Annotated in this window: 15 protein-coding genes and 1 tRNA gene; 3 read left to right on the top strand and 13 right to left on the bottom strand. The window is 65.7% G+C overall.

What is annotated here, in order from left to right:
• Window positions 1-33: 33 nt before the first annotated feature.
• Window positions 34-1,926: an ATP-dependent zinc metalloprotease FtsH gene (ftsH, locus tag dqs_RS07410; RefSeq protein WP_011765120.1), complete on the bottom strand. Its 1,893-nt coding sequence runs from the start codon at window positions 1,924-1,926 to the stop codon at window positions 34-36.
• 116 nt (window positions 1,927-2,042) lie between these two features.
• On the bottom strand, window positions 2,043-2,660 hold the full coding sequence (gene rlmE, locus dqs_RS07405) for a 23S rRNA (uridine(2552)-2'-O)-methyltransferase RlmE (protein ID WP_065340081.1): 618 nt from the start codon (window positions 2,658-2,660) through the stop codon (window positions 2,043-2,045).
• Window positions 2,661-2,703: 43 nt separating this feature from the next.
• Between rlmE and dqs_RS20470 the strand changes: the two genes are divergently transcribed.
• The gene (locus tag dqs_RS20470) at window positions 2,704-3,165 is read left to right on the top strand and encodes a YhbY family RNA-binding protein (protein WP_011765118.1); all 462 of its coding nucleotides are present in this window, start codon (window positions 2,704-2,706) and stop codon (window positions 3,163-3,165) included.
• Between the two features lie 30 nt (window positions 3,166-3,195).
• Here dqs_RS20470 and dqs_RS07395 read toward each other — a convergent pair whose 3' ends face one another.
• The 11 genes from dqs_RS07395 to dqs_RS07345 all read right to left on the bottom strand — a co-directional run bounded on the left by dqs_RS07395 (window position 3,196) and on the right by dqs_RS07345 (window position 16,083).
• The gene (locus dqs_RS07395) at window positions 3,196-3,666 is read right to left on the bottom strand and encodes a DUF4149 domain-containing protein (RefSeq protein ID WP_065340080.1); all 471 of its coding nucleotides are present in this window, start codon (window positions 3,664-3,666) and stop codon (window positions 3,196-3,198) included.
• An 11-nt stretch (window positions 3,667-3,677) separates the two neighbouring features.
• Window positions 3,678-4,154, bottom strand: a complete 477-nt coding sequence (greA, locus tag dqs_RS07390) for a transcription elongation factor GreA (protein WP_011765116.1) — start codon at window positions 4,152-4,154, stop codon at window positions 3,678-3,680.
• Window positions 4,151-7,378, bottom strand: coding sequence for a carbamoyl-phosphate synthase large subunit (gene carB, locus dqs_RS07385; protein WP_011765115.1), 3,228 nt, complete (start codon window positions 7,376-7,378; stop codon window positions 4,151-4,153). The genes greA and carB overlap by 4 nt, the downstream gene beginning before the upstream one ends.
• A 55-nt stretch (window positions 7,379-7,433) precedes the next feature.
• Window positions 7,434-8,576, bottom strand: a complete 1,143-nt coding sequence (carA, locus tag dqs_RS07380; protein ID WP_065340079.1) for a glutamine-hydrolyzing carbamoyl-phosphate synthase small subunit — start codon at window positions 8,574-8,576, stop codon at window positions 7,434-7,436.
• A gap of 224 nt (window positions 8,577-8,800) precedes the next feature.
• Window positions 8,801-8,876, bottom strand: a tRNA-Ala gene (locus dqs_RS07375).
• A gap of 62 nt (window positions 8,877-8,938) precedes the next feature.
• Window positions 8,939-9,970 (bottom strand): L-threonylcarbamoyladenylate synthase, encoded by a 1,032-nt coding sequence (locus dqs_RS07370; protein ID WP_065340078.1) that lies wholly within the window; start codon window positions 9,968-9,970, stop codon window positions 8,939-8,941.
• Complete coding sequence (locus dqs_RS07365; protein ID WP_065340077.1) at window positions 9,967-11,148, bottom strand: 5-(carboxyamino)imidazole ribonucleotide synthase; 1,182 nt, start codon at window positions 11,146-11,148, stop codon at window positions 9,967-9,969. The genes dqs_RS07370 and dqs_RS07365 overlap by 4 nt, the downstream gene beginning before the upstream one ends.
• A gap of 127 nt (window positions 11,149-11,275) precedes the next feature.
• Complete coding sequence (gene purE / locus dqs_RS07360) at window positions 11,276-11,788, bottom strand: 5-(carboxyamino)imidazole ribonucleotide mutase (RefSeq protein ID WP_011765111.1); 513 nt, start codon at window positions 11,786-11,788, stop codon at window positions 11,276-11,278.
• A 7-nt stretch (window positions 11,789-11,795) separates the two neighbouring features.
• On the bottom strand, window positions 11,796-12,671 hold the full coding sequence (gene folD, locus dqs_RS07355) for a bifunctional methylenetetrahydrofolate dehydrogenase/methenyltetrahydrofolate cyclohydrolase FolD (protein ID WP_065340076.1): 876 nt from the start codon (window positions 12,669-12,671) through the stop codon (window positions 11,796-11,798).
• An 84-nt stretch (window positions 12,672-12,755) separates the two neighbouring features.
• Window positions 12,756-13,394 carry a response regulator transcription factor gene (locus dqs_RS07350; protein ID WP_011765109.1) on the bottom strand — a complete coding sequence of 213 codons (639 nt, stop codon included), beginning with the start codon at window positions 13,392-13,394 and terminating at the stop codon, window positions 12,756-12,758.
• Window positions 13,369-16,083, bottom strand: a complete 2,715-nt coding sequence (locus dqs_RS07345; RefSeq protein WP_011765108.1) for a PAS domain-containing sensor histidine kinase — start codon at window positions 16,081-16,083, stop codon at window positions 13,369-13,371. Before dqs_RS07345 ends, dqs_RS07350 begins: the two co-directional genes overlap by 26 nt.
• Before the next feature lie 165 nt (window positions 16,084-16,248).
• On the opposite strand from dqs_RS07345, the gene dqs_RS07340 reads away from it, so the two are divergent.
• The gene (locus tag dqs_RS07340) at window positions 16,249-17,454 is read left to right on the top strand and encodes an ABC transporter substrate-binding protein (protein WP_011765107.1); all 1,206 of its coding nucleotides are present in this window, start codon (window positions 16,249-16,251) and stop codon (window positions 17,452-17,454) included.
• A 406-nt stretch (window positions 17,455-17,860) separates the two neighbouring features.
• Window positions 17,861-20,542 carry a pyruvate dehydrogenase (acetyl-transferring), homodimeric type gene (aceE, locus tag dqs_RS07335; RefSeq protein WP_011765106.1) on the top strand — a complete coding sequence of 894 codons (2,682 nt, stop codon included), beginning with the start codon at window positions 17,861-17,863 and terminating at the stop codon, window positions 20,540-20,542.

Here is a 20,542-nt window from a genome sequence, read left to right as displayed (position 1 = left end):
TCACCGGCCCGGAAGAAGACTGTGCTCCCGCTGTCAGGCTGCAGGAGCAGCCGCCGTCGGCGCGGCCCCGGGAGAGTCGTCACGCGAGCGGGGTAGTGGCGGGCTGGCCGGCTTCGGTGCCCGCGGCGGGCGCCCAGCCATGATGTCGCTGACCTGCTCGGCATCAATGGTTTCCCACTCCAGCAGCGCCCGCGTCATCGCTTCGACCTTGTCGCTGTTCTCCTCGATCAGCCGGCGCGCCAGCGCATACTGCTGATCGACGATACGCCGGATTTCAGCATCCACCTTCTGCATTGTGGCTTCGGACACGTTCCGGTGCGTCGTCACCTGACGACCCAGAAAAATCTCGCCCTCTTCCTCGCCGTACACCATGGGCCCCAAAGTGTCCGACATACCCCATTGCGTCACCATCCGGCGCGCAAGGTCGGTGGCCCGCTGGAAGTCGTTCGACGCTCCAGTGGTCATCTGTTTCATGAAGATCTCTTCGGCGATACGCCCGCCGAACAGGACGGTAATCGTCTGCAGCAGACGCTCGCGATCCTGGCTATAGCGGTCTTCCGTCGGCAACTGCATCGTTACGCCCAGCGCCCGGCCGCGCGGGATGATCGTTACCTTGTGCACCGGGTCGGTACGGTCGAGCAGCTTCGCGACCACGGCGTGGCCGGACTCATGGTAGGCAGTATTGCGGCGCTCCTCTTCGGGCATGACCACCGAACGCCGTTCGGCGCCCATCATGATCTTGTCCTTGGCGCGCTCGAAGTCCTCCATGTCCACCAGGCGCTTGTTACTGCGCGCGGCAAACAGGGCAGCTTCGTTAACAAGGTTGGCAAGGTCCGCACCCGCAAAACCCGGCGTGCCCCGCGCCAGCACCTGCGGATCGACGTCCGGCGCGATCGGCACCTTGCGCATATGCACCTTGAGGATCTGCTCGCGGCCGCGGATGTCCGGCAGGGAAACAACCACCTGGCGGTCAAACCGGCCCGGACGCAGCAAGGCCGGGTCGAGAACGTCCGGACGGTTGGTCGCGGCAATCACGATCACGCCGGTCTGACCTTCGAAACCATCCATCTCGACCAGCAACTGGTTCAGCGTCTGTTCGCGCTCATCGTTGCCGCCACCCATGCCGGCCCCACGTTGGCGACCCACGGCATCGATTTCGTCGATGAAGATGATGCACGGTGCGTGCTTCTTGGCCTGTTCGAACATGTCGCGAACGCGGGCGGCGCCCACGCCAACGAACATTTCGACGAAGTCGGAACCGGAAATCGAGAAGAACGGCACCTTGGCCTCACCCGCGATCGCCTTGGCGAGCAAGGTCTTGCCGGTGCCGGGGGAGCCCACCATCAACACGCCCTTGGGAATGCGGCCGCCCAGCTTCTGGAACTTGGACGGGTCGCGCAGGAATTCGACCAGTTCGGCGACTTCCTCCTTGGCCTCATCGCAGCCGGCAACGTCGGCAAACGTCACGGAGTTCGCCGATTCGTCAAGCATGCGGGCCTTGCTCTTGCCGAAGGAAAACGCCCCACCCTTACCACCGCCCTGCATCTGGCGCATGAAGAAAATCCACACGCCGATCAGCAGCAGCATCGGGAACCAGGAAACAAAGATGCTGGTGAGGAAAGACTGCTCTTCTTCCGGCTTTGCCGCACTCACCGCCACCCCGAAGCGCATCAGGTCGGACACCATCCACAAATCCTGGTTACCCGGGGTATAGATCGTGAGCGACCGCCCTTCCTGCGTGGTCGCCTTGACCACGCGGCCATCGACGACCACCTTCGAAATACGCCCGGCCTTGGCCTCTTCCATGAATTGGGAATATTCCATGGTATTGGGCGCAGCCTGGCGCGCATTGAACTGGTTGAATACGGTCATCAGCACCACGCCGATGACCATCCAGATCGCGAGATTCTTGAAGAGATTGTTCAACGTCTTACCCCGAAAGCCCCAATAGGGCGTGCGTTCGATGGACCCATTCTAGAGGGGATCGTTCCCACCCGCAAACCAATGGGAACGATTGTCAAACCCTATTAAGCACGCGGAAATCAGCGCAAACCGACGCCTAGCAGATAGACCTCCGCACTGCGGTCCCGCGACGCCTTCGGCTTGCGAACCTGAACCGAAAGGAACACTTCGTCCATGGCCTTGCGGAATCCCATGAAGCCTTCCCCCTGAAACACCTTCACCAGGAACTGACCGCCGGGCTTGAGATGTCGCCGGGCGAAATCCAGCGCGAGTTCGCACAAGTAAATGGAGCGCGCCTGATCGACCGTTGCCACACCGGACAAGTTGGGGGCCATGTCTGAAAGCACAAGGTCTACCGCCGCACCGGCGAGGCGAGATTCGAGTTCCGCCAGAACCGCGTCCTCGGTGAAATCGCCCTGGAGGAAATCCACGCCGGGGACCGGGTCCATCGGGAGAATGTCCAGCGCAAGCACTCGCCCATCGGAACCGACACGCTGGCGCGCCACCTGACACCACGACCCCGGCGCAGCGCCAAGGTCGACAACGACGCGCCCTGGTCTCAACAGCCGGTCCCGCTCGTCGATCTCCATCAACTTGTACGCGGCGCGCGCACGGTATCCCTCGGCATTCGCGCGTTGCACGTAGGTGTCGTTCAGATGCTCGTGCATCCACGCCTTGCTGGTCTTGTTCCGCTTCATTTGCCTAAGAGAGTAGAATCCCCGCCCCACGGAGAAAAAATCGATGATCCAGCTCACGCCCGCCCGGCGCCGCGAACTGCGCGCCAGCGCCCACCACCTCAATCCGGTTGTCACGGTAGCCGGCAATGGCCTTGCGCCCGCCGTCGTTGCAGAACTCGAGCGCGCACTTCAAGCGCACGAACTGATCAAGGTCCGCGTCCAGGGCACCGAACGCGACCAACGCGAAGCCTTGATGGTGGAATTGTGCGACAAGCTCGGTGCGGCCGCCGTCCAGCATATCGGAAACATCCTCGTCGTCTGGCGCGAACGCCGCGAGGAGGAGCGTTCCAGGACGGCAGGCGAGGCCACCAAGCGGGCACCCCGAGCCGCGACGGCCAAGTCTGCGGCTGCCTTCGCGGCGTCTGCCCGGCGCGCCGCCCTTTCGAAAGCCGCCGCGGAAAAACGCCGCGCCCCAAGTCGCACACCCGGCGGAAGAACGCTGGGCGGCTTGGGTCGAAATCGCTGACGGTAGACGGCGTCTTCCGACGCGCCGGCCTCACCGGAGCTGCGAGGCCGGCAGCCGGCGCCACAGCAGCACCAGCACCACGCCACCGAGGCTCTGCATCAGGTACAGCACGCCCGACACCGCATGGAGCCGGGCAAACGAATCGCGCTGCACGCCCGAAAGAACGTCCCCACCGGCTTCAAGCTTGAGCGCCGCCATCCGCGGTTGCAGAGCAAAGTGCTGCGCGGCCGCCATCAACAGCAGCAGCGATACAAGCACGGCAACCCGCCTGGCCGCGCCCCGACAGCGGTGCGCAACACCCAGAAAGATCAGCAGATAGCCGCCGATGGCCAGCCCGCCCCACCCCAACAGGTGAAACAGGCGCCCCGCCACTTCACCCGCCAGCATCCGGTCTGGCAAGGATGCAAACAATACCGGCGCGACCAGGTAGCCGATCGCCCACATCGCGCCGACCCACAGGACGATCAGGACAGTAGCAACATCGGCCGCGACCGTCCTCATCACCTGCTGCCTCAGATGTAGCGGACGTCGATGATCTCGTACTCGCGGATGCCGCCCGGCGCCTGCACCTCGGCAATATCACCCGCGTACTTGCCGATCAACGCGCGGGCAATCGGCGAGCTGACGGAGATCTTGAACTCCTTGATGTCCGCCTCGTCCTCGCCGACGATCTGGTAGGTCACGACCTGGCCCGAGTCCATGTCCTCCAGTTCGACGGTGGCACCGAAAACGCACCGACCGTCGGCATCGAGCAAGGTCGGGTCGATGATCTGCGCGTTCGCGAGCTTGCCCTCCACCTCCGCGATCCGGCCCTCGATGAAGCCCTGGCGCTCCTTCGCGGCGTCGTATTCGGCGTTCTCAGAGAGGTCGCCGTGCGAACGGGCTTCCGCGATCGCGGCGATCACGTTAGGACGATCGACGGTCTTCAGTCGATGCAGTTCCAGACGCAACTTCTCGGCGCCGGCAATGGTCAGTGGGGTCTTGTTCATGCGATCTGCTTCAGTTCGTTGTGCAGATCCTGCACCGCATACACTTCAAGCCCGGAAAGGTGGCGCATGCCCATGCAGGCGGCGCGGGCACCCTCGATGGTGGTATAGACGGTAACCTTGGCCGCGAGCGCCGAGGTGCGGATCGAGCGGGAGTCGTTGATCGCCTGGCGCTTTTCCTCAACGGTATTGATGACCAGCGCAATCTCGTTGTTCTTGATCATGTCGACCACGTGCGGGCGGCCTTCGTTGACCTTGTTCACCGCGGTCACCGGCAGACCGGCGGCCTCCAGCGCAGCGCCGGTACCCTTGGTGGCCACCAAGCTGAACCCGAGTTCGTGCAGTTCGCGCGCGACTTCCACGGCGGCCGGACGGTCGGTCGGCTTCACGCTGATGAACGCGGCGCCGGAAGTCGGCAACCGGATGCTCGCCGCGAGCTGGCTCTTGACGAAGGCTTCGGCAAAGCTGCGGCCCACGCCCATGACCTCGCCGGTGGACTTCATCTCGGGCCCGAGGATGGTATCGACCCCCGGGAACTTCACGAACGGGAACACCGCTTCCTTCACCGAGTAATACGGCGGAATGACCTCACCCGTCACCCCCTGGCTCGCAAGGCTCTGGCCCGCCATGCAGCGCGCGGCAATCTTGGCCAGCGGCAGCGAGCAGGCCTTGGAAACGAACGGCACGGTACGCGAAGCGCGCGGATTGACTTCCAGCACGTAGACCACGGCGTTGTCGCCTTCACCCTGGATGGCGAACTGGACGTTCATCAGGCCGACGACATTGAGCGCACGCGCCATCGCTTCGGTCTGACGGCGCAGTTCGTCCTGCAGCTTGGCCGACAGCGTGTAGGGCGGCAGCGAGCAGGCGGAGTCGCCCGAATGGACGCCGGCCTGTTCGATGTGCTCCATGATGCCGCCGATGATGACCTGCTCGCCGTCGGACAGCGCATCGACGTCGACTTCGGTGGCGTCGTTGAGGAAGCGGTCGAGCAGCACCGGCGACTCGTTGGAGACCTTCACCGCCTCGCGCATGTAGCGCTCGAGGTCCTTCTGTTCATGGACGATTTCCATCGCCCGGCCGCCCAGCACGTAGGACGGACGCACCACCAGCGGATAGCCGATTTCGGCCGCCAGGCGCACCGCCGCTTCCGGCGTGCGCGCGGTGCGGTTGGGCGGCTGCTTGAGGCCGAGGTCGTTGAGCAGCTTCTGGAAGCGCTCGCGGTCTTCTGCGGCGTCGATCATGTCCGGGCTGGTGCCGATGATGGGCACGCCGTTGTCCTGCAGCGCCTGGGCGCGCTTGAGCGGGGTCTGACCACCGAACTGCACGATCACGCCGACCGGCTTTTCGATGTGCACGATCTCGAGGATGTCCTCGAGCGTGATCGGCTCGAAGTAGAGGCGGTCCGAGGTGTCGTAGTCGGTGGATACGGTTTCCGGGTTGCAGTTGACCATGATGGTCTCGTACCCGTCCTCGCGCAGGGCGAGCGCCGCATGCACGCAGCAGTAGTCGAACTCGATGCCCTGGCCAATGCGGTTCGGACCGCCGCCGAGCACCATGATCTTCTTCTTGTCGGTCGGGCGCGCCTCGCACTCTTCCTCGTAGGAGGAGTACATGTAGGCGGTGGACGTGGCGAACTCGGCCGCGCAGGTATCGACACGCTTGAACACCGGGCGCACGCCGAGCGAGTGGCGCTGCAGGCGCACCGCGGTTTCGTCGGTGCCGAGCAACTTGGCGATGCGGCGGTCGGAGAACCCTTTCTTCTTCAGGTCGCGCAGTTCGGCGGCCTGCATCGCTTTCAGCGAACGGCCGGCCAGCGACTTCTCGGTGAGAACGATGTCTTCGATCTGGGCGAGGAACCAGGGGTCGATCTTGGTCAGGTTGTGCACCTGCTCTTGCGTCATGCCTTCACGGAAGGCCTGACCCACGTACCAGATGCGCTGGGCGCCCGGGTTGGCCAGTTCGTGCTCGAGGTCCTCACGGTCGGCTTCGACCTCGTCCAGTCCGTAGACACCGACTTCCAGCCCGCGCAGCGCCTTCTGGAAGGACTCCTGGAAGGTACGACCCATGGCCATGACCTCACCCACCGACTTCATCTGGGTGGTCAGGCGATCGTTCGCCGCCGGGAACTTCTCGAATGCGAAGCGCGGAATCTTGGTGACGACGTAGTCGATCGACGGCTCGAAGGACGCCGGAGTCGCGCCGCCGGTGATGTCGTTCTTCAGCTCGTCCAGCGTGTAGCCGACCGCCAGCTTGGCGGCGACCTTGGCGATCGGGAAGCCGGTGGCCTTGGAGGCCAGCGCGGAGGAGCGCGACACGCGCGGGTTCATCTCGATGACGATCATCCGACCGTCCTTCGGATTGATCGCGAACTGCACGTTGGAACCGCCGGTATCCACGCCGATCTCGCGCAGCACCGCGATCGAGGCGTTGCGCAGGATCTGGTATTCCTTGTCGGTCAGCGTCTGGGCCGGGGCAACGGTGATGGAGTCGCCGGTGTGCACGCCCATCGGATCGAGGTTCTCGATCGAGCAGACGATGATGCAGTTGTCGGCGCGGTCGCGCACGACCTCCATTTCGTACTCTTTCCAGCCGAGCAGCGACTCTTCGATCAACAGTTCGTTGGTCGGGCTCGCCTCCAGCCCACGCTTGCAGATGTCATGGAACTCTTCCATGTTGTAGGCGATGCCGCCGCCAGTGCCGCCCAGCGTGAAGCTCGGGCGGATGATCACCGGAAAGCCGATGCCGCCTTGCACCTGCAGCGCTTCTTCGAGGCTGTGGGCAATGCCGGAGCGCGCCGAACCGAGACCGATCTTGGTCATCGCGTCCTTGAACTTCAGGCGATCCTCGGCCTTGTCGATCGCCTCGCCCGAGGCACCGATCAACTCGACGCCGTACTTTTCCAGCACGCCGTGGCGTGCCAGATCGAGCGCACAGTTGAGCGCGGTCTGGCCGCCCATGGTCGGGAGCACGGCGTCCGGGCGCTCCTTCTCGATGATGCGCTCGACCACCTGCCAGGTGATCGGCTCGATATAGGTCACATCCGCCGTTTCCGGGTCGGTCATGATCGTCGCCGGGTTCGAATTGACCAGGACGACCTTGTAGCCTTCCTCGCGCAGGGCCTTGCAGGCCTGGGCGCCGGAATAATCAAACTCGCACGCCTGACCGATGACGATCGGGCCAGCGCCGATGATCAGGATGCTCTTAATGTCGGTACGTTTCGGCATTGCCTTGCCTCTGTAAATCTGGGACGGCGGGCCGCGCCCGCCGGGGGATGCAGTGTTACTTGGCCGCTTCCATCAAGCCGATGAAGCGGTCGAACAGGTAGGCGACGTCGTGCGGGCCGGGGCTCGCCTCCGGGTGCCCCTGGAAGGAGAAGGCCGGCACGTCGGTACGGGCGATACCCTGGTTGGAGCCGTCGAACAGCGACACGTGGGTGACGCGCAGATTGGACGGCAGGTTGGCGACATCGACCGCGAAACCGTGGTTCTGACTGGTGATCAGGACCTGACCGCTATCGACGTCCTTCACCGGATGGTTGGCACCGTGGTGCCCCGCCTTCATCTTGACGGTACGTCCGCCCGAGGCAAGCGCCAGCAACTGGTGGCCGAGACAGATGCCGAAGGTGGGCACGCGTGCGGCGAGGATTTCGCGGATCGCCTCGATCGCGTAATCGCAGGGCTCCGGATCGCCAGGACCGTTGGACAGGAAGACGCCGTCCGGCTTCAGCCCGAGCACGACGCTGGCCGGCGTCTGGGCGGGCACCACCGTCAGACGGCAACCGCGCTGCGCCAGCATGCGCAGGATGTTGCGCTTGACGCCGAAATCGTAGGCCACGACATGGAAACGCGGCTCGGTTTGGGCCACATAGCCTTCACCAAGCACCCACTCGCCTTCCTGCCAGGGATAAGCCTCCTTGGCACTGACGACCTTTGCGAGGTCCATGCCGGCCAGCCCGGGGAAGGCGCGCGCCTCGGCCACCGCCGCTTCGGCATTGAGCTGCGCGCCGTCGGCCGCCGTGACGATGCAACCGGCCTGCGCACCCTTCTCGCGCAGGATGCGCGTGAGCTTGCGGGTATCGAGACCGGCAATCGCTACGACGTTCTCGGCCTTGAGGTAGGCGTCGAGGCGCTGATCCATGCGGAAGTTGGACGGCAGGATGGGAAGGTCGCGAATGACCAGCCCGGCCGCGTGCACACGGTCAGCCTCGACGTCCTCGCGATTGACGCCGGTGTTGCCGATGTGCGGATAGGTAAGCGTCACGATCTGGCGGCAATAGCTCGGGTCGGTCAGGATTTCCTGGTAGCCCGACATGGAGGTATTGAAAACAACTTCGCCAACCGTGCTGCCTACCGCTCCGATACCCTTGCCGTAGAAGACGGTCCCGTCGGCAAGCGCAAGAAGGGCGGGCGGGAAAGCAGTCACGACAAACTCCTGAGTTCAGCCGAAAAAACAGGGGCACAAGCCGCCGCCCCCATATGTGAAAAAACGGGACGAGCCCGAAGGGCCAATCCCGCTATCAAATGCTTGAGATTATAACGAATTTCGGCCTCGGCGGCAATGCGCGGACAGACGGCGCGGCACCCACAGCGGGCGACAGGCGCAAAAAAGCCCCGGCGGCCGTACTGGCCTCGGGGCTTGAGGAATTCTGGTGGACCGAAGGAGGATCGAACTCCCGACCTCTGCATTGCGAACGCAGCGCTCTCCCAGCTGAGCTATCGGCCCGAAAGAGCGAGCATTATAGGCAAGAGTCCGACGATTGGGAAGTGCCCGCCGCGCATTTTTTCTCAGGTCTCGTCCTGTTCCAGACCCGCCCCCACCGCCGCACGGCCCAACCTGTCGCGCACCGCGTCCCATGCCGTCTCCAGCGGCACTGCCTCAACCAGGATGAGATCCAGCGCCGCCGCGTCGAGATCACGCAGGTTTGCGTAGAGCGCGTGCGCGTAACCTTCGACGTCTGTGGGCGCCATCCGCACGGTGACGCCGCGCGGAAACGATGCCCCCGCGCGCACAAGCACACCGGTGCGGACACCGGCGGCCAGTTGCCGGCCCGCCTCGTCGGCAAGGGCAGCGGGCTCGACCAGGCGCATCGGCGTACGCGGTGCGTAGTGTGCGGCAAGCGCACCCGCCACCCGCGGCGCCTGCGCTCCGCCCGCCCCCTCGCTTTCGGCGCGTCCCAGCGGACGCTGGCCGATCACCGCCGCAATCGCGTCGGCGGAAATCGCACCCGGTCGCAGGATCACCGGCCCGCAGGTGTCGAGTCGGGAAAGATCGAGAATGGTGGATTCGATGCCGACCTCGCACGCGCCGCCGTCGATCACCATCGCAACCGCATCACCCAACTCTTCGGCCACATGAGCCGCGGTCGTGGGGCTGATGCGCCCGAAGCGATTGGCACTGGGTGCCGCGAGCCCGGACCCGAAGGCTGCAAGCAACGCCAGCGCGGCCGGATGGGCGGGCACCCGCACGCCCACCGTATCCTGACCACCAGTGACTTCGTCGGGAACGAGCGGCTGGCGCTTGAGGATGAGCGTCAGCGGGCCAGGCCAGAAGGCGCGGCCGAGCGCAACGGCTTCAACCGGAACGTCGGCCGCCCACTGCGACAGCTGATCGAGCGCGGGCAGGTGCACGATCAGTGGATGATCTGCTGGCCGTCCCTTCGCCGCAAAAATCCTGCGCACCGCGACAGGATTGCGCGCGTCAGCCGCCAGCCCATACACGGTTTCGGTCGGCAGGCCGACAAGTTCGCCTGCGCGCAGCGCCTCCGCAGCACTCTGGATGTTGTCTTCCTGCGCCGGCACGACGCCGAGCGGACTCATTCGTCAGTCACCCCGATCGCGCCGCGAGCACGCAAGGCCTGCGCCAGCACGGCCGCCTGATCCTCGCCCACCACCGTGAAATGCCCCATCTTGCGCCCCGGGCGGGCGTGGTGCTTGCCGTACAGATGGAGCCTCAGGCCCGGCACGTCGGCGAGCACTCGCCAGTCCGGTTCACGGTAGGCACCTGTGGCGTGCCCGTCGGCGTACCACAGCTCGCCCAGCAGATTCACCATCGCCGCGGCGGAGTGCTGACGCGGCACGCCAAGCGGAAGCCCGCACAGCGCGCGCACCTGTTGGTCGTACTGGCTGACGTCGCAGGCGTCGATGGTGTGATGGCCGCTGTTGTGCGGCCGCGGCGCCATCTCATTGACGTAGAGGACGCCCTCGCAGACAAAGAACTCCACCCCCAGCGTTCCGACATAGTCGAGGTGCTCCGCGATTCGCGCCGCGACCACCTGCGCTTCGTCGCGCAGGCCGGCCGGGGCCGATTGCGCGGGCGCAATCGTCACATCCAGGATGCCGCGGCGGTGACGATTCTCGGCGGCCGGGAAACACCGCACCGCGCCCGCCTCGTCGCGCGCCAGCACGACCGAAAGCTCGAAGTCGAGCCGGAGCAGCTTTTCCAGCACGCAGGGCTCGCCCTTGAACTGATGAAAGGCCGCCAGGGCCTCATCCACGTCGGCGACCCGCGCCTGCCCCTTGCCGTCGTAGCCGAAGCGCGCCACTTTAAGCACTGCAGGAAAGAGCGCAGCGTCGGCCGCGCGCAAATCCTCATCGCTGCGGATGGCGGCATATGGGCCGTGCGGCAATCCGTTGCCGGCCAGAAAACCCTTTTCCTCGATGCGGTTCTGACACACCGCGACGGCAGCTGCCCCGGGTCGCACCGGGACGAACTTCGCCAGATAGTCCAGCGTCGCGGCGGGCACGTTCTCGAACTCGGTGGTCACCGCGGCGCACTCCGCCGCCACGCGGTCGAGCGCGGCATAGTCGTCATAGGCGGCGACGAGATGGAAATCGGCGATACGCCCGGCGGGACTGTGGGGGTCAGGGTCGAGCACCCAGACCTTGTACCCCATCTCGTGTGCCGCGGAGACGAAGAAGCGGCCGAGCTGGCCTCCCCCCAACATGCCCAGCGTGGCGGGCGGCAGGATGGGCGCGGACAGGGCGGATTCGGACATGCGAGCCTCGGAACAATCGGTCGGCGAAAAGGAGATGGACGGAAGATGGACGGCGCCGGAAGCACGGCGGGGCGATGACATCCGGCATGCCCTTCCCCGGCTGCGGCGAGGAGCAACTACGCGACCCTCAGACGGGCGGCGGCAACTCCATCGCCAGCACGGTGTCGGTCTGCACCTGGCGGAAGCGGTCAAGCCGCTCTGCCAGTTCCGGATTTCCGGTTGCGAGCAGTGCCACCGCGAAGAGGCCGGCGTTTGCCGCCCCCGCTTCACCGATGGCAAAGGTGGCAACCGGCACGCCCTTCGGCATCTGCACGATGGAGAGCAGCGAATCCTGCCCGGACAGCGCGCGCGACTGGACCGGAACGCCCAGCACCGGCAGCGTGGTCTTCGCCGCCACCATGCCGGGCAGATGTGCCGCACCGCCAGCACCCGCGATGATGGCCTTGAGGCCGCGGCCACGCGCGCCGGCTGCGTACTCGAACATCAGGTCCGGGGTACGGTGCGCCGACACGACCCGCGCCTCGTAAGGCACGCCGAAGTCGGCGAGGATCTTGGCGGCCGCCTGCATGGTGGGCCAGTCGGAGTTCGAGCCCATGATGATTCCGACGACGGGCGCGGCGGACGTCTGCTGTTCGCTCATGGCCACCTCACTTGCCCGCAGCGCGGGCGCTGCGCTCGGCCGAAATCACGGTGTTTTCGAGCAGCATGGTGATGGTCATCGGCCCCACCCCGCCCGGCACTGGCGTAATCAGCCCGGCCACCTCGCTGGCAGACGCGAAATCCACATCCCCGCAGAGCTTGCCCGCTTCCGGTCCGTCGGTGATGCGGTTGATGCCGACGTCGATCACCGTCGCACCCGGCTTGAGCATGTCGCCGGTGACGAAGCGCGGCTTGCCGATGGCGGCAACCACGATGTCGGCGCGGCCGGTATGGAAGCGCAGGTCGCGCGTCCTGGAGTGGCACACGGTGACGGTAGCACCGGCGTTGGTCAGCAGCATGGCCATCGGCTTGCCGACGATGTTGGAGCGGCCGATCACCACCGCCTCCGCGCCGGCAAGCGGAACGCCCTCCGCTTCCAGCATTTTCATGACGCCGTGGGGAGTACAGGGCAGAAAGGCTTCCTGGTTCTGCGACAGGCGGCCGACATTCTCGGCATGAAAGCCGTCGACATCCTTGGCGACGCTGATCGCCTCCAACACCGCCGCCTCGTCGAACTGCGGCGGCAGCGGCAGTTGCACGAGGATGCCATGCACCGACGGATCCGCGTTGAGCGCGGCCAGCTTCTCCATGACGACCGCGGGATCGACGTCCTGCGGATAGTCGAAGCGCAGCGAGCGGATGCCGGCCTTCTCGCACGCAGCGACCTTGTTGCGCACATAGACCGCCGATGCCGGATTTTCGCCGACGAGTAGAACCGCGAGGCACGGCTGGGTGCCGCGATCCGTGAGCGCCGCCGCACGCGCGGCAATTTCGCCACGCACGCGCGCCGCCAGGGCGTTGCCATCGATAATGCGAGCGCTCATAGGGAGTGCCTCGAAAAAAGCTCGCAATTTTATCGCACTATCAGGGCGTTGCGTGCGTTGTCTCGCCGTGCCTCAGCGGGGGCCTCAGCGGACCGAGGCCGCGGGCTCGACGGTCACCACGTGCTGGACAAGCTCGGCCAGCGAATGAGCCCCCATCTTTTCCATCACCCGCGCGCGATGGACCTCGACGGTCTTGATGCTGATGCCCAGCACATCGGCGATCTGCTTGTTGAGCTTGCCGGCGATGATGAGATCGAGCACCTCGCGCTCGCGCTGGGTCAGATGCTCCAGCCGGCGTGCGGTATCGGCCTCCTGACGGCGTTTGTCGCGGCTGGCCCGCTCCTGCTGCAGGCAGTGCTCGATGAGGGCGAGCATCTCGCGGTCGGCAAAGGGCTTTTCGATGAAGTCGGCGGCGCCCTTCTTCAGCGCCGCCACCGCCATCGGAACATCGCCATGGCCGGTGATGAAGATCACCGGGAGCGTGCAGCGCCGCCGCCCCAGCTCCTCGAACAGTTCCAGTCCGCTCATGCCCGGCATGCGCACGTCGAGCACCAGGCAGCCGGCCAGGCCCTCGTGCCAAGCGTGCAGGAAGGCTTCGGCGGAGTCGAAAGCGACAACCTTGTAGCCGCTGGATTCCAGCATCCACACCAGGGAATCGCGCAAGGCATCGTCGTCATCGACGATGAAGATTTCCTGATCAGGCGCGACGGGCAATACGCTCACTGGCGGCCTCCGTGGGCAGGGTGAAGGAAAATATGGTACCGCCTTCGGGGTTGCCGTCGACAACCAGACGACCATCGTGGAACTCGATGATCGACCGGCAGATGTTGAGCCCCATGCCCATGCCCTCCGCCTTGGTCGTGTAGAACGGAGTGAACAGCCGCTGCCGGTCTTCTTCGCCGATGCCATGGCCGCGGTCGATCACCGCCACCTCTACCGCGTGCGGACCGAAGGCGCGCGCACGCACGACCAGTTCGCGCTCCTCCGGCAAGGTGTCGGCCATCGCATCGAGGCCGTTGCGGACCAGATTGAGCACCACCTGCTCGATCATGATCCGGTCGGCATACACCGCGGGCAGATCGGGATCCACCGCAGCGACAATGCGGATACCGACCCGACGTGCATCGATGTCCGCAAAACCCAGGGCGTCGTCCAGCACCTCGCCGATCTGCACCGCGCTGCGGCGGGGTTCGCTCTTCTTCACGAACTCGCGGATGCGGCGAATGATCTTGCCGGCGCGCTCGGCCTGAAAGCTCGCCTTCTGCATCGCACCCAGAATGTCCTCCTGCTTCCAGTTGTCACCCTGCATGCGGGTGACGCAGCCGGCGCAGTAGTTGGCGATGGCCGACAGCGGCTGATTGAGTTCGTGGGCGAGCGTCGAGGCCATCTCGCCCATGGTGATCAGGCGCGCGGTGCGCTGCAGCCGTTCTTCCTGCTGGCGCGAAACCTCGGCGGTCTGCTTGCGGTCGGTGATGTCGGTGGCGATGCCCATCCGCACGACGCGGCCATCCACCCAGCGCGTGGCGTGTTCGCGGACGTGGTACCAGCGTCCTGACAAGGGGTGCTGGAGTTCGCCATCGAAGAGTTCGCGCGGAAGATCGCCCACCGTCAGCCCGCGCGGATCGACCCGGTAGTCGCCGCGCTCGGGCTGCGGCACGGCAACGCCGCGCACGGTGCGGCCGACGGTGTCGAAACCGTGGATGGTCTTGAATGCGCGGTTGGCGAAGAGGATTTCGTCGGTGCGTGCGTCGGCGACGAAGACCGCCGCGTCCAGCCCGTCCAGAACGGCTTCGAAGCGCTCGTGCGTCGCCTCCAGGGCGGCGCGCACCCGCTTCGGCTCGGTGATGTCGGTGACTGAAGCCATCCAGCCGGTCTGGCGACCTTCGAGATCGATCAGCGGAGAAAGGTAGAAGCGCGCGTCCAGGCGTTCGCCATTCTTGCGCCGGATGCGCATCTCGAAGCCGCTGGGCGGCGCCCGCCCGGCCAGCGTCAGCTCCAGGTTGCGCCGGCAGAACTCCAGGTCCTCCGACGGCCAGTACGGGAAAGGCTCGCTGGCGCCCACCAGTTCCTTCTCGCTGAAACCCACCATGCGGCAGAACGCGGAGTTCACATAGATGATGCGGCCGCTGAGGTCGATGGCGCGCAGGCCGGTGAGCACCGACTCCTCCATCGCCTTGCGGAAGGCGGATTCGGCCCGCAGCGCTTCTTCCGCGGCCTTGCGCCCGGTGATGTCGTGCGCCACCGCGTACACCAGCTTTTCCTCGCGCACCGGGTTGATGCTCCACATCAACCACTTGTAGTTACCATCGGCGCAGCGGCAGCGGTTTTCGAACTTGACCGGCTCGCCGCCCGCCAGCCGGCGCATCTGCTCCAGCGTCGAGGCGATGTCGTCACGGTGCACTATCTCCAGCAGAGGCAGGCCGGGCAAGGTCTCCGGGGCATAGCCGAGGATGTGCTCGAAGGCCGGGTTGCAGCGGCGGAACGCGCCGTCGAAACCCACCACGCACAGCATGTCGAGCGACAGATTGAACAGCCGGTCGCGCTCCTTTTCCACCTGCACGCGCCGCAGCACATGGCCGCGCAGCATCCACAGGCTCCAGAGCACGATGACCGACAAGCCCACGATCAGCACCGCGGGCAAGGCCTGGGGCACCGCGCCGTGGGCCTTGAAGGCCGTCGCCCGCAGCGTGAGGCCGTTGCCGGGCGGGTCGAGCGGAATCTGGAAAGACAGCGTCTCGTCGGTGTCGCGCACCGCGGAATTCACCGCCAGCGTGTCGCCGCGGCCGTTCTCCAGCGCAAGCCGGTACTTCTCGGCGAACCAGCCGGGCACCAGATAACGCACCATGCCTTCGATGGAATAGACGCCCACCACGGCACCACGGAAGCCGCGACCGTGACGCACCGGCACATACACCTCCAGCACCATCCCGCCGCGCGGATTGCGATAAGCCTCGCCATAGACCGCGCGCCCGAAGTCGCGCGCACGGTTGAAGGCAAGTGCCTGGGGCGGCGTCAACGCATCCCCGGCCAGCCAGTCGGTGGTATCGAACGGAGCGGACCAGCGCACGATCTCGTCCGCGCCCACCCAGGTGATATTGACCAGTTCGCCACTGTTGGCGATGTGCTGGTTGGCGCGAACCTGAAAGGCATCGGGGTCCAGCGTCTCGTTGGCCAGATCGCGCGCGAGCTGGGCAAGGAACTCCTCCGTGCCCTGCATGTGCAGCCGCATCGTCTGCTCCGCCCACTGCACGTCGCGCGCAACAGCGCTGCGCTGGCTCTCTTCTTCGCGGGTCTGCAGCAGCCACACCAGCGCGAGCATCGACAATGCGAACACCACCACCGCCGCATACGGCGCCGTCCAGTACCAGCGAAGGGGCGCCTGCAGCGCAGTGGATTTCTCGGAATGGGGCATGGACGAGGGATAGGGCGGCGGCGGCGGCGAAGGAGGAAAACCGCATTGTGTCATTGTTGCGGCGCGCGGCCGGCCCAGACATTCGGTATAACCCTAGCAGCCCTGTCATGCTTGGGGTTTTCGCCAATTCAGGCCAGCCCGGACCACCCCCTAGAGTATTACGCCATGTTCCCCGCCCGCGTCCTGCGCCACGTCCTCGCCGCGCTCGCTCTTGCCCTGTTCGCCCATGCCGCCGGCGCCACCCGCCCCGACTCGATCCGGATCGGCCTCTCGGGGCCGTTTACCGGCGGATCGAGCCCGATGGGCATTTCGATGCGGGAGGGCGCGCGTATCGCCGCGGCCGAAATCAACGCCCATGGCGGCGTACTGGGACGGCCGCTCGAACTCGTCGAGCGCGACGACGAGGCGCGCAACGAGCGCGGCACCCTGATCGCGGTGGAACTGCTCCAGCGCGAACACGTGGTCGCCGTACTCGGCATCGTCAACACCGGCGTCGCGCTCGCCAGCCAGCACCACTACCAGGAAGCGCGGGTGCCGATGATCACGGCGGTGGCCACCGGCTCCATCGTTACGCGCCAGTTCCTGCCGCCTGAACACTCGGACAACTTCATCTTCCGCGTTTCGGCCAGCGACAGCCTCCAGGCGGCGATGATCGTCGAGGACGCTGTCGTGCGCCGCCGCTTCAACCGCCTGGCAATCTTCCACGACGCGACCAACTATGGCCTGCTCGGCCGGCTCGACCTGCAGAACGCGCTGGAACGCCGCGGCCTGCGCCCGGTGGCGGTCGAACGCTTCCAGCTCCGCCAGATCGACATGACCGAGCAGCTCGCGCGCGCGCGCAATGCCGGCGCGCAGGCCATCCTCACCTATGGCATCGGCCCGGAACTCGCCCAGATCGCCAATGGCATGGCGCGGATGGGGTGGTCGGTGCCGATCATCGGCAGCTGGACGCTGGCGATGTCGAACTTCATCGACAACGCCGGCCCCAACGCCGAAGGCGCGCGGATGCCGCAGACCTTCATCCAGGAGGCCACCAGTCCACGCCAGCGGGCCTTCCTCGACAACTGGCGACGCATGACCGGCACCGAGCGAATTCCGGTGCCGCCGGCGGCCGCTCAGGGGTATGATGCGATGCTGTTGCTGGCGGCAGCGATCCGCCAGGCAGGAACGACAGACGGAGACAGAATCCGGGACGCGCTGGAGAATCTGCGCAACCCGGTCGAGGGCGTGATCATGACCTATGATCGTCCTTTCTCGCGCGACTCCCACGAAACGTTTACCGCACCGCAACAGCTGTTCATGGGCGAGGTGCGCAACGGTCAGGTGGTATTCGCCTACGACGAGGACCGCCGCAGGGCGGCGCGGCCATGACCGCGCCCGGCCCGCGCCCCACCTGCTCGTGGGGACCGGGTCGGCTCCTGTTTCCGCAACGCCCGGACAGCCCGCTTTTTCCTGATCGGCCGGGGGACCTCTCCCTCCCTCCCTCACCCCCGGCCGATTTTTTTCCCTTGCCTTTCCCCCTTGCTGCGGCTTCGCGGCAACCGCGGCGTTGTGCCCTGCACCATGCCTACGTCATTCACTCACCTGCGCGCTACCCGCCTTCGGCCGACTTTCGTGCTGCGGAAAGAGCGCCTCCGTTCGTTGCACATCGCAAAACTTCGTTTTATAGTTTGAAAAGATGACCGGCCGATACCGCGGATCGGTCACGCGCGTTCCCGAGAAACCTCCCGCCATACCGGGCGGGATCCACCAACCGCACGTCATGAGGAGACAAACCATGACCGGAACACCCAACGCCTTCCTGCAAACCGACCCGGATGCGCAGGAAACGCAGGAATGGCTGCAGGCACTCGCCGGCGTCATCGAAAACGAAGGCTCCGAACGGGCCCACTTCCTCATCGAGAAGCTGATCGAATCGGCCCGTGAGGACGGCGTCGATATCCCCTACTCCGCCACCACCCAGTACATCAACACCATTCCGGCCGACGCCCAGCCGCGCTACCCCGGCGACCCGGACATGGAAATCAAGCTGCACTCCTACATCCGCTGGAACGCCATGGCGATGGTGGTGCGCGCCAACAAGCACACCAACGTCGGCGGCCACATCGCCTCGTTCGCGTCCGCCGCCGCGCTCTACGACGTCGGCTTCTCCCACTTCTGGCACGCGCCCTCCGCCGACCACGACGGCGACATGATCTACTTCCAGGGCCACTCGGTCCCGGGCGTCTATGCGCGCGCCTTCATGCTCGGCCGCCTGTCCGAAGAGCAGATGGACAACTTCCGCCAGGAAGTCGGCGGCAAGGGCATCTCGTCCTACCCGCATCCCTGGCTGATGCCGGACTTCTGGCAGTTCCCCACGGTGTCGATGGGCCTCGGCCCGCTGCAGGCGATCTACACCGCCCGCTTCACCAAGTACCTCGCCAGCCGCGGCCTGATCGACGCCGCCAAGGCCGACCAGCGCAAGGTCTGGGCCTTCCTCGGCGACGGCGAGACCGACGAGGTCGAATCGCTGGGCGCGATCGGCATGGCCGCGCGTGAAAAGCTCGACAACCTGGTCTTCGTCATCAACTGCAACCTGCAGCGTCTGGACGGCCCGGTGCGCGGCAACGGCAAGATCATCCAGGAGCTGGAAGCCGAATTCCGCGGCGCCGGCTGGAACGTCATCAAGGTCATCTGGGGCACCCACTGGGACGCCCTGCTCCAGCGCGACAAGAAGGGCATCCTCAAGAAGCGCATGATGGAATGCGTGGACGGCGAGTATCAGACCTTCAAGGCCAAGAACGGCGCCTACGTCCGCGAGCACTTCTTCAACACCCCGGAACTCAAGGAACTGGTCGCCGACTGGACCGACGACGAGATCTGGCAACTGAACCGCGGCGGCCACGACCTGTTCAAGATCTTCGCCGCCTACAAGGCCGCCAGCGAGCACAAGGGCCAGCCCACGCTGATCCTCGCCAAGACCATCAAGGGCTTCGGCATGGGCGGCGCCGGTGAGGCGATGAACATCTCGCACCAGCAGAAAAAGCTCGACCTCGACGCCATCCGCCGCTTCCGCGACCGCTTCGGCCTGCCGGTGCCGGACGACCAGCTCGAGAAGCTGCCCTACCTCAAGTTCCCGGAAGACTCCGCGGAATACAAGTACATGATGGAGCGCCGCATGGCGCTGGGCGGCTTCCTGCCGCAGCGCCGCCGCACGGCGGACCCGCTGCCGGTGCCGCCGCTGTCCGCCTTCGAGGCCCTGCTGAAGGCCTCCGGCGAAGGCCGCGAGCTGTCCACCACGATGGCCATCGTGCGCATCATGAACACCCTGTTGAAGGACAAGGGCATCGGCCGCCACATCGTCCCGATCGTGCCGGACGAGTCGCGCACCTTCGGCATGGAAGGCATGTTCCGCCAGTACGGCATCTGGAACCAGCAAGGCCAGAACTACGTGCCGGAAGACCATGACCAGCTGATGTTCTACAAGGAGTCGAAGACCGGCCAGGTGCTGCAGGAAGGCATCAACGAAGCCGGCGCGATGGCCGACTGGATCGCTGCCGGTACGGCCTACAGCGTGCACAACGTGCAGATGGTGCCGTTCTACATCTTCTATTCGATGTTCGGCCTGCAGCGCACCATGGACCTGTGCTGGGCGGCGGCCGACCAGCGCACCCGCGGCTTCATGATCGGCGGCACCGCCGGCCGCACCACGCTGAACGGCGAAGGCCTGCAGCACGAAGACGGCCACAGCCTGCTTCTGGCCAACATGATCCCCAACTGCGTCAGCTACGACCCCACCTTCCAGTACGAAGTGGCGGTGGTGGTGCAGGACGGCATGCGCCGGATGTTCGCCGAGCAGGAGGACGTCTACTACTACATCACGGTGATGAACGAGAACTACGAACATCCCGAGATGCCGGCCGGTGCCGAGCAGGACATCCTCAAGGGCATGTACGCCTTCCGCAAGGGCGCCGAGAAGACCGGCCCGCGCGTGCAGCTGATGGGCTCCGGCACGATCTTCCGCGAGGTGATCGCCGCCGCCGACCTGCTGAAGAACGACTGGGGCGTGGAAGCCGACATCTGGGGCTGCCCGAGCTTCAACGAACTGGCCCGCGACGGCCAGGACGCCGAGCGCTGGAACATGCTGCATCCGCTGGAAGCGCCCAAGCAGTCGCACGTGGCGCAGAAGCTCGCCGGCGCCCAGGGCCCGGTGATCGCCGCCACCGACTACATCCGCCTGTTCGCCGAGCAGATCCGCCCCTTCGTGCCGGGCCGCTACGTCACGCTGGGCACCGACGGCTTCGGCCGCTCCGATACCCGCGAGCAGCTGCGCCACTTCTTCGAGGTGGATCGCCACTGGGTGACGCTGGCCGCGCTCAAGGCGCTCGCCGACGAAGGCACCATCGAACGCGACAAGGTCGCGGCCGCGCTGGTCAAGTACCAGCTCGACCCGAACAAGCCGAACCCGCTGTCCGTCTGA

This window comes from Azoarcus olearius (genome assembly GCF_001682385.1).
GTDB classification, from domain to species: domain Bacteria; phylum Pseudomonadota; class Gammaproteobacteria; order Burkholderiales; family Rhodocyclaceae; genus Azoarcus; species Azoarcus olearius.
This window is presented reverse-complemented; position numbering and strand designations above follow the sequence as displayed.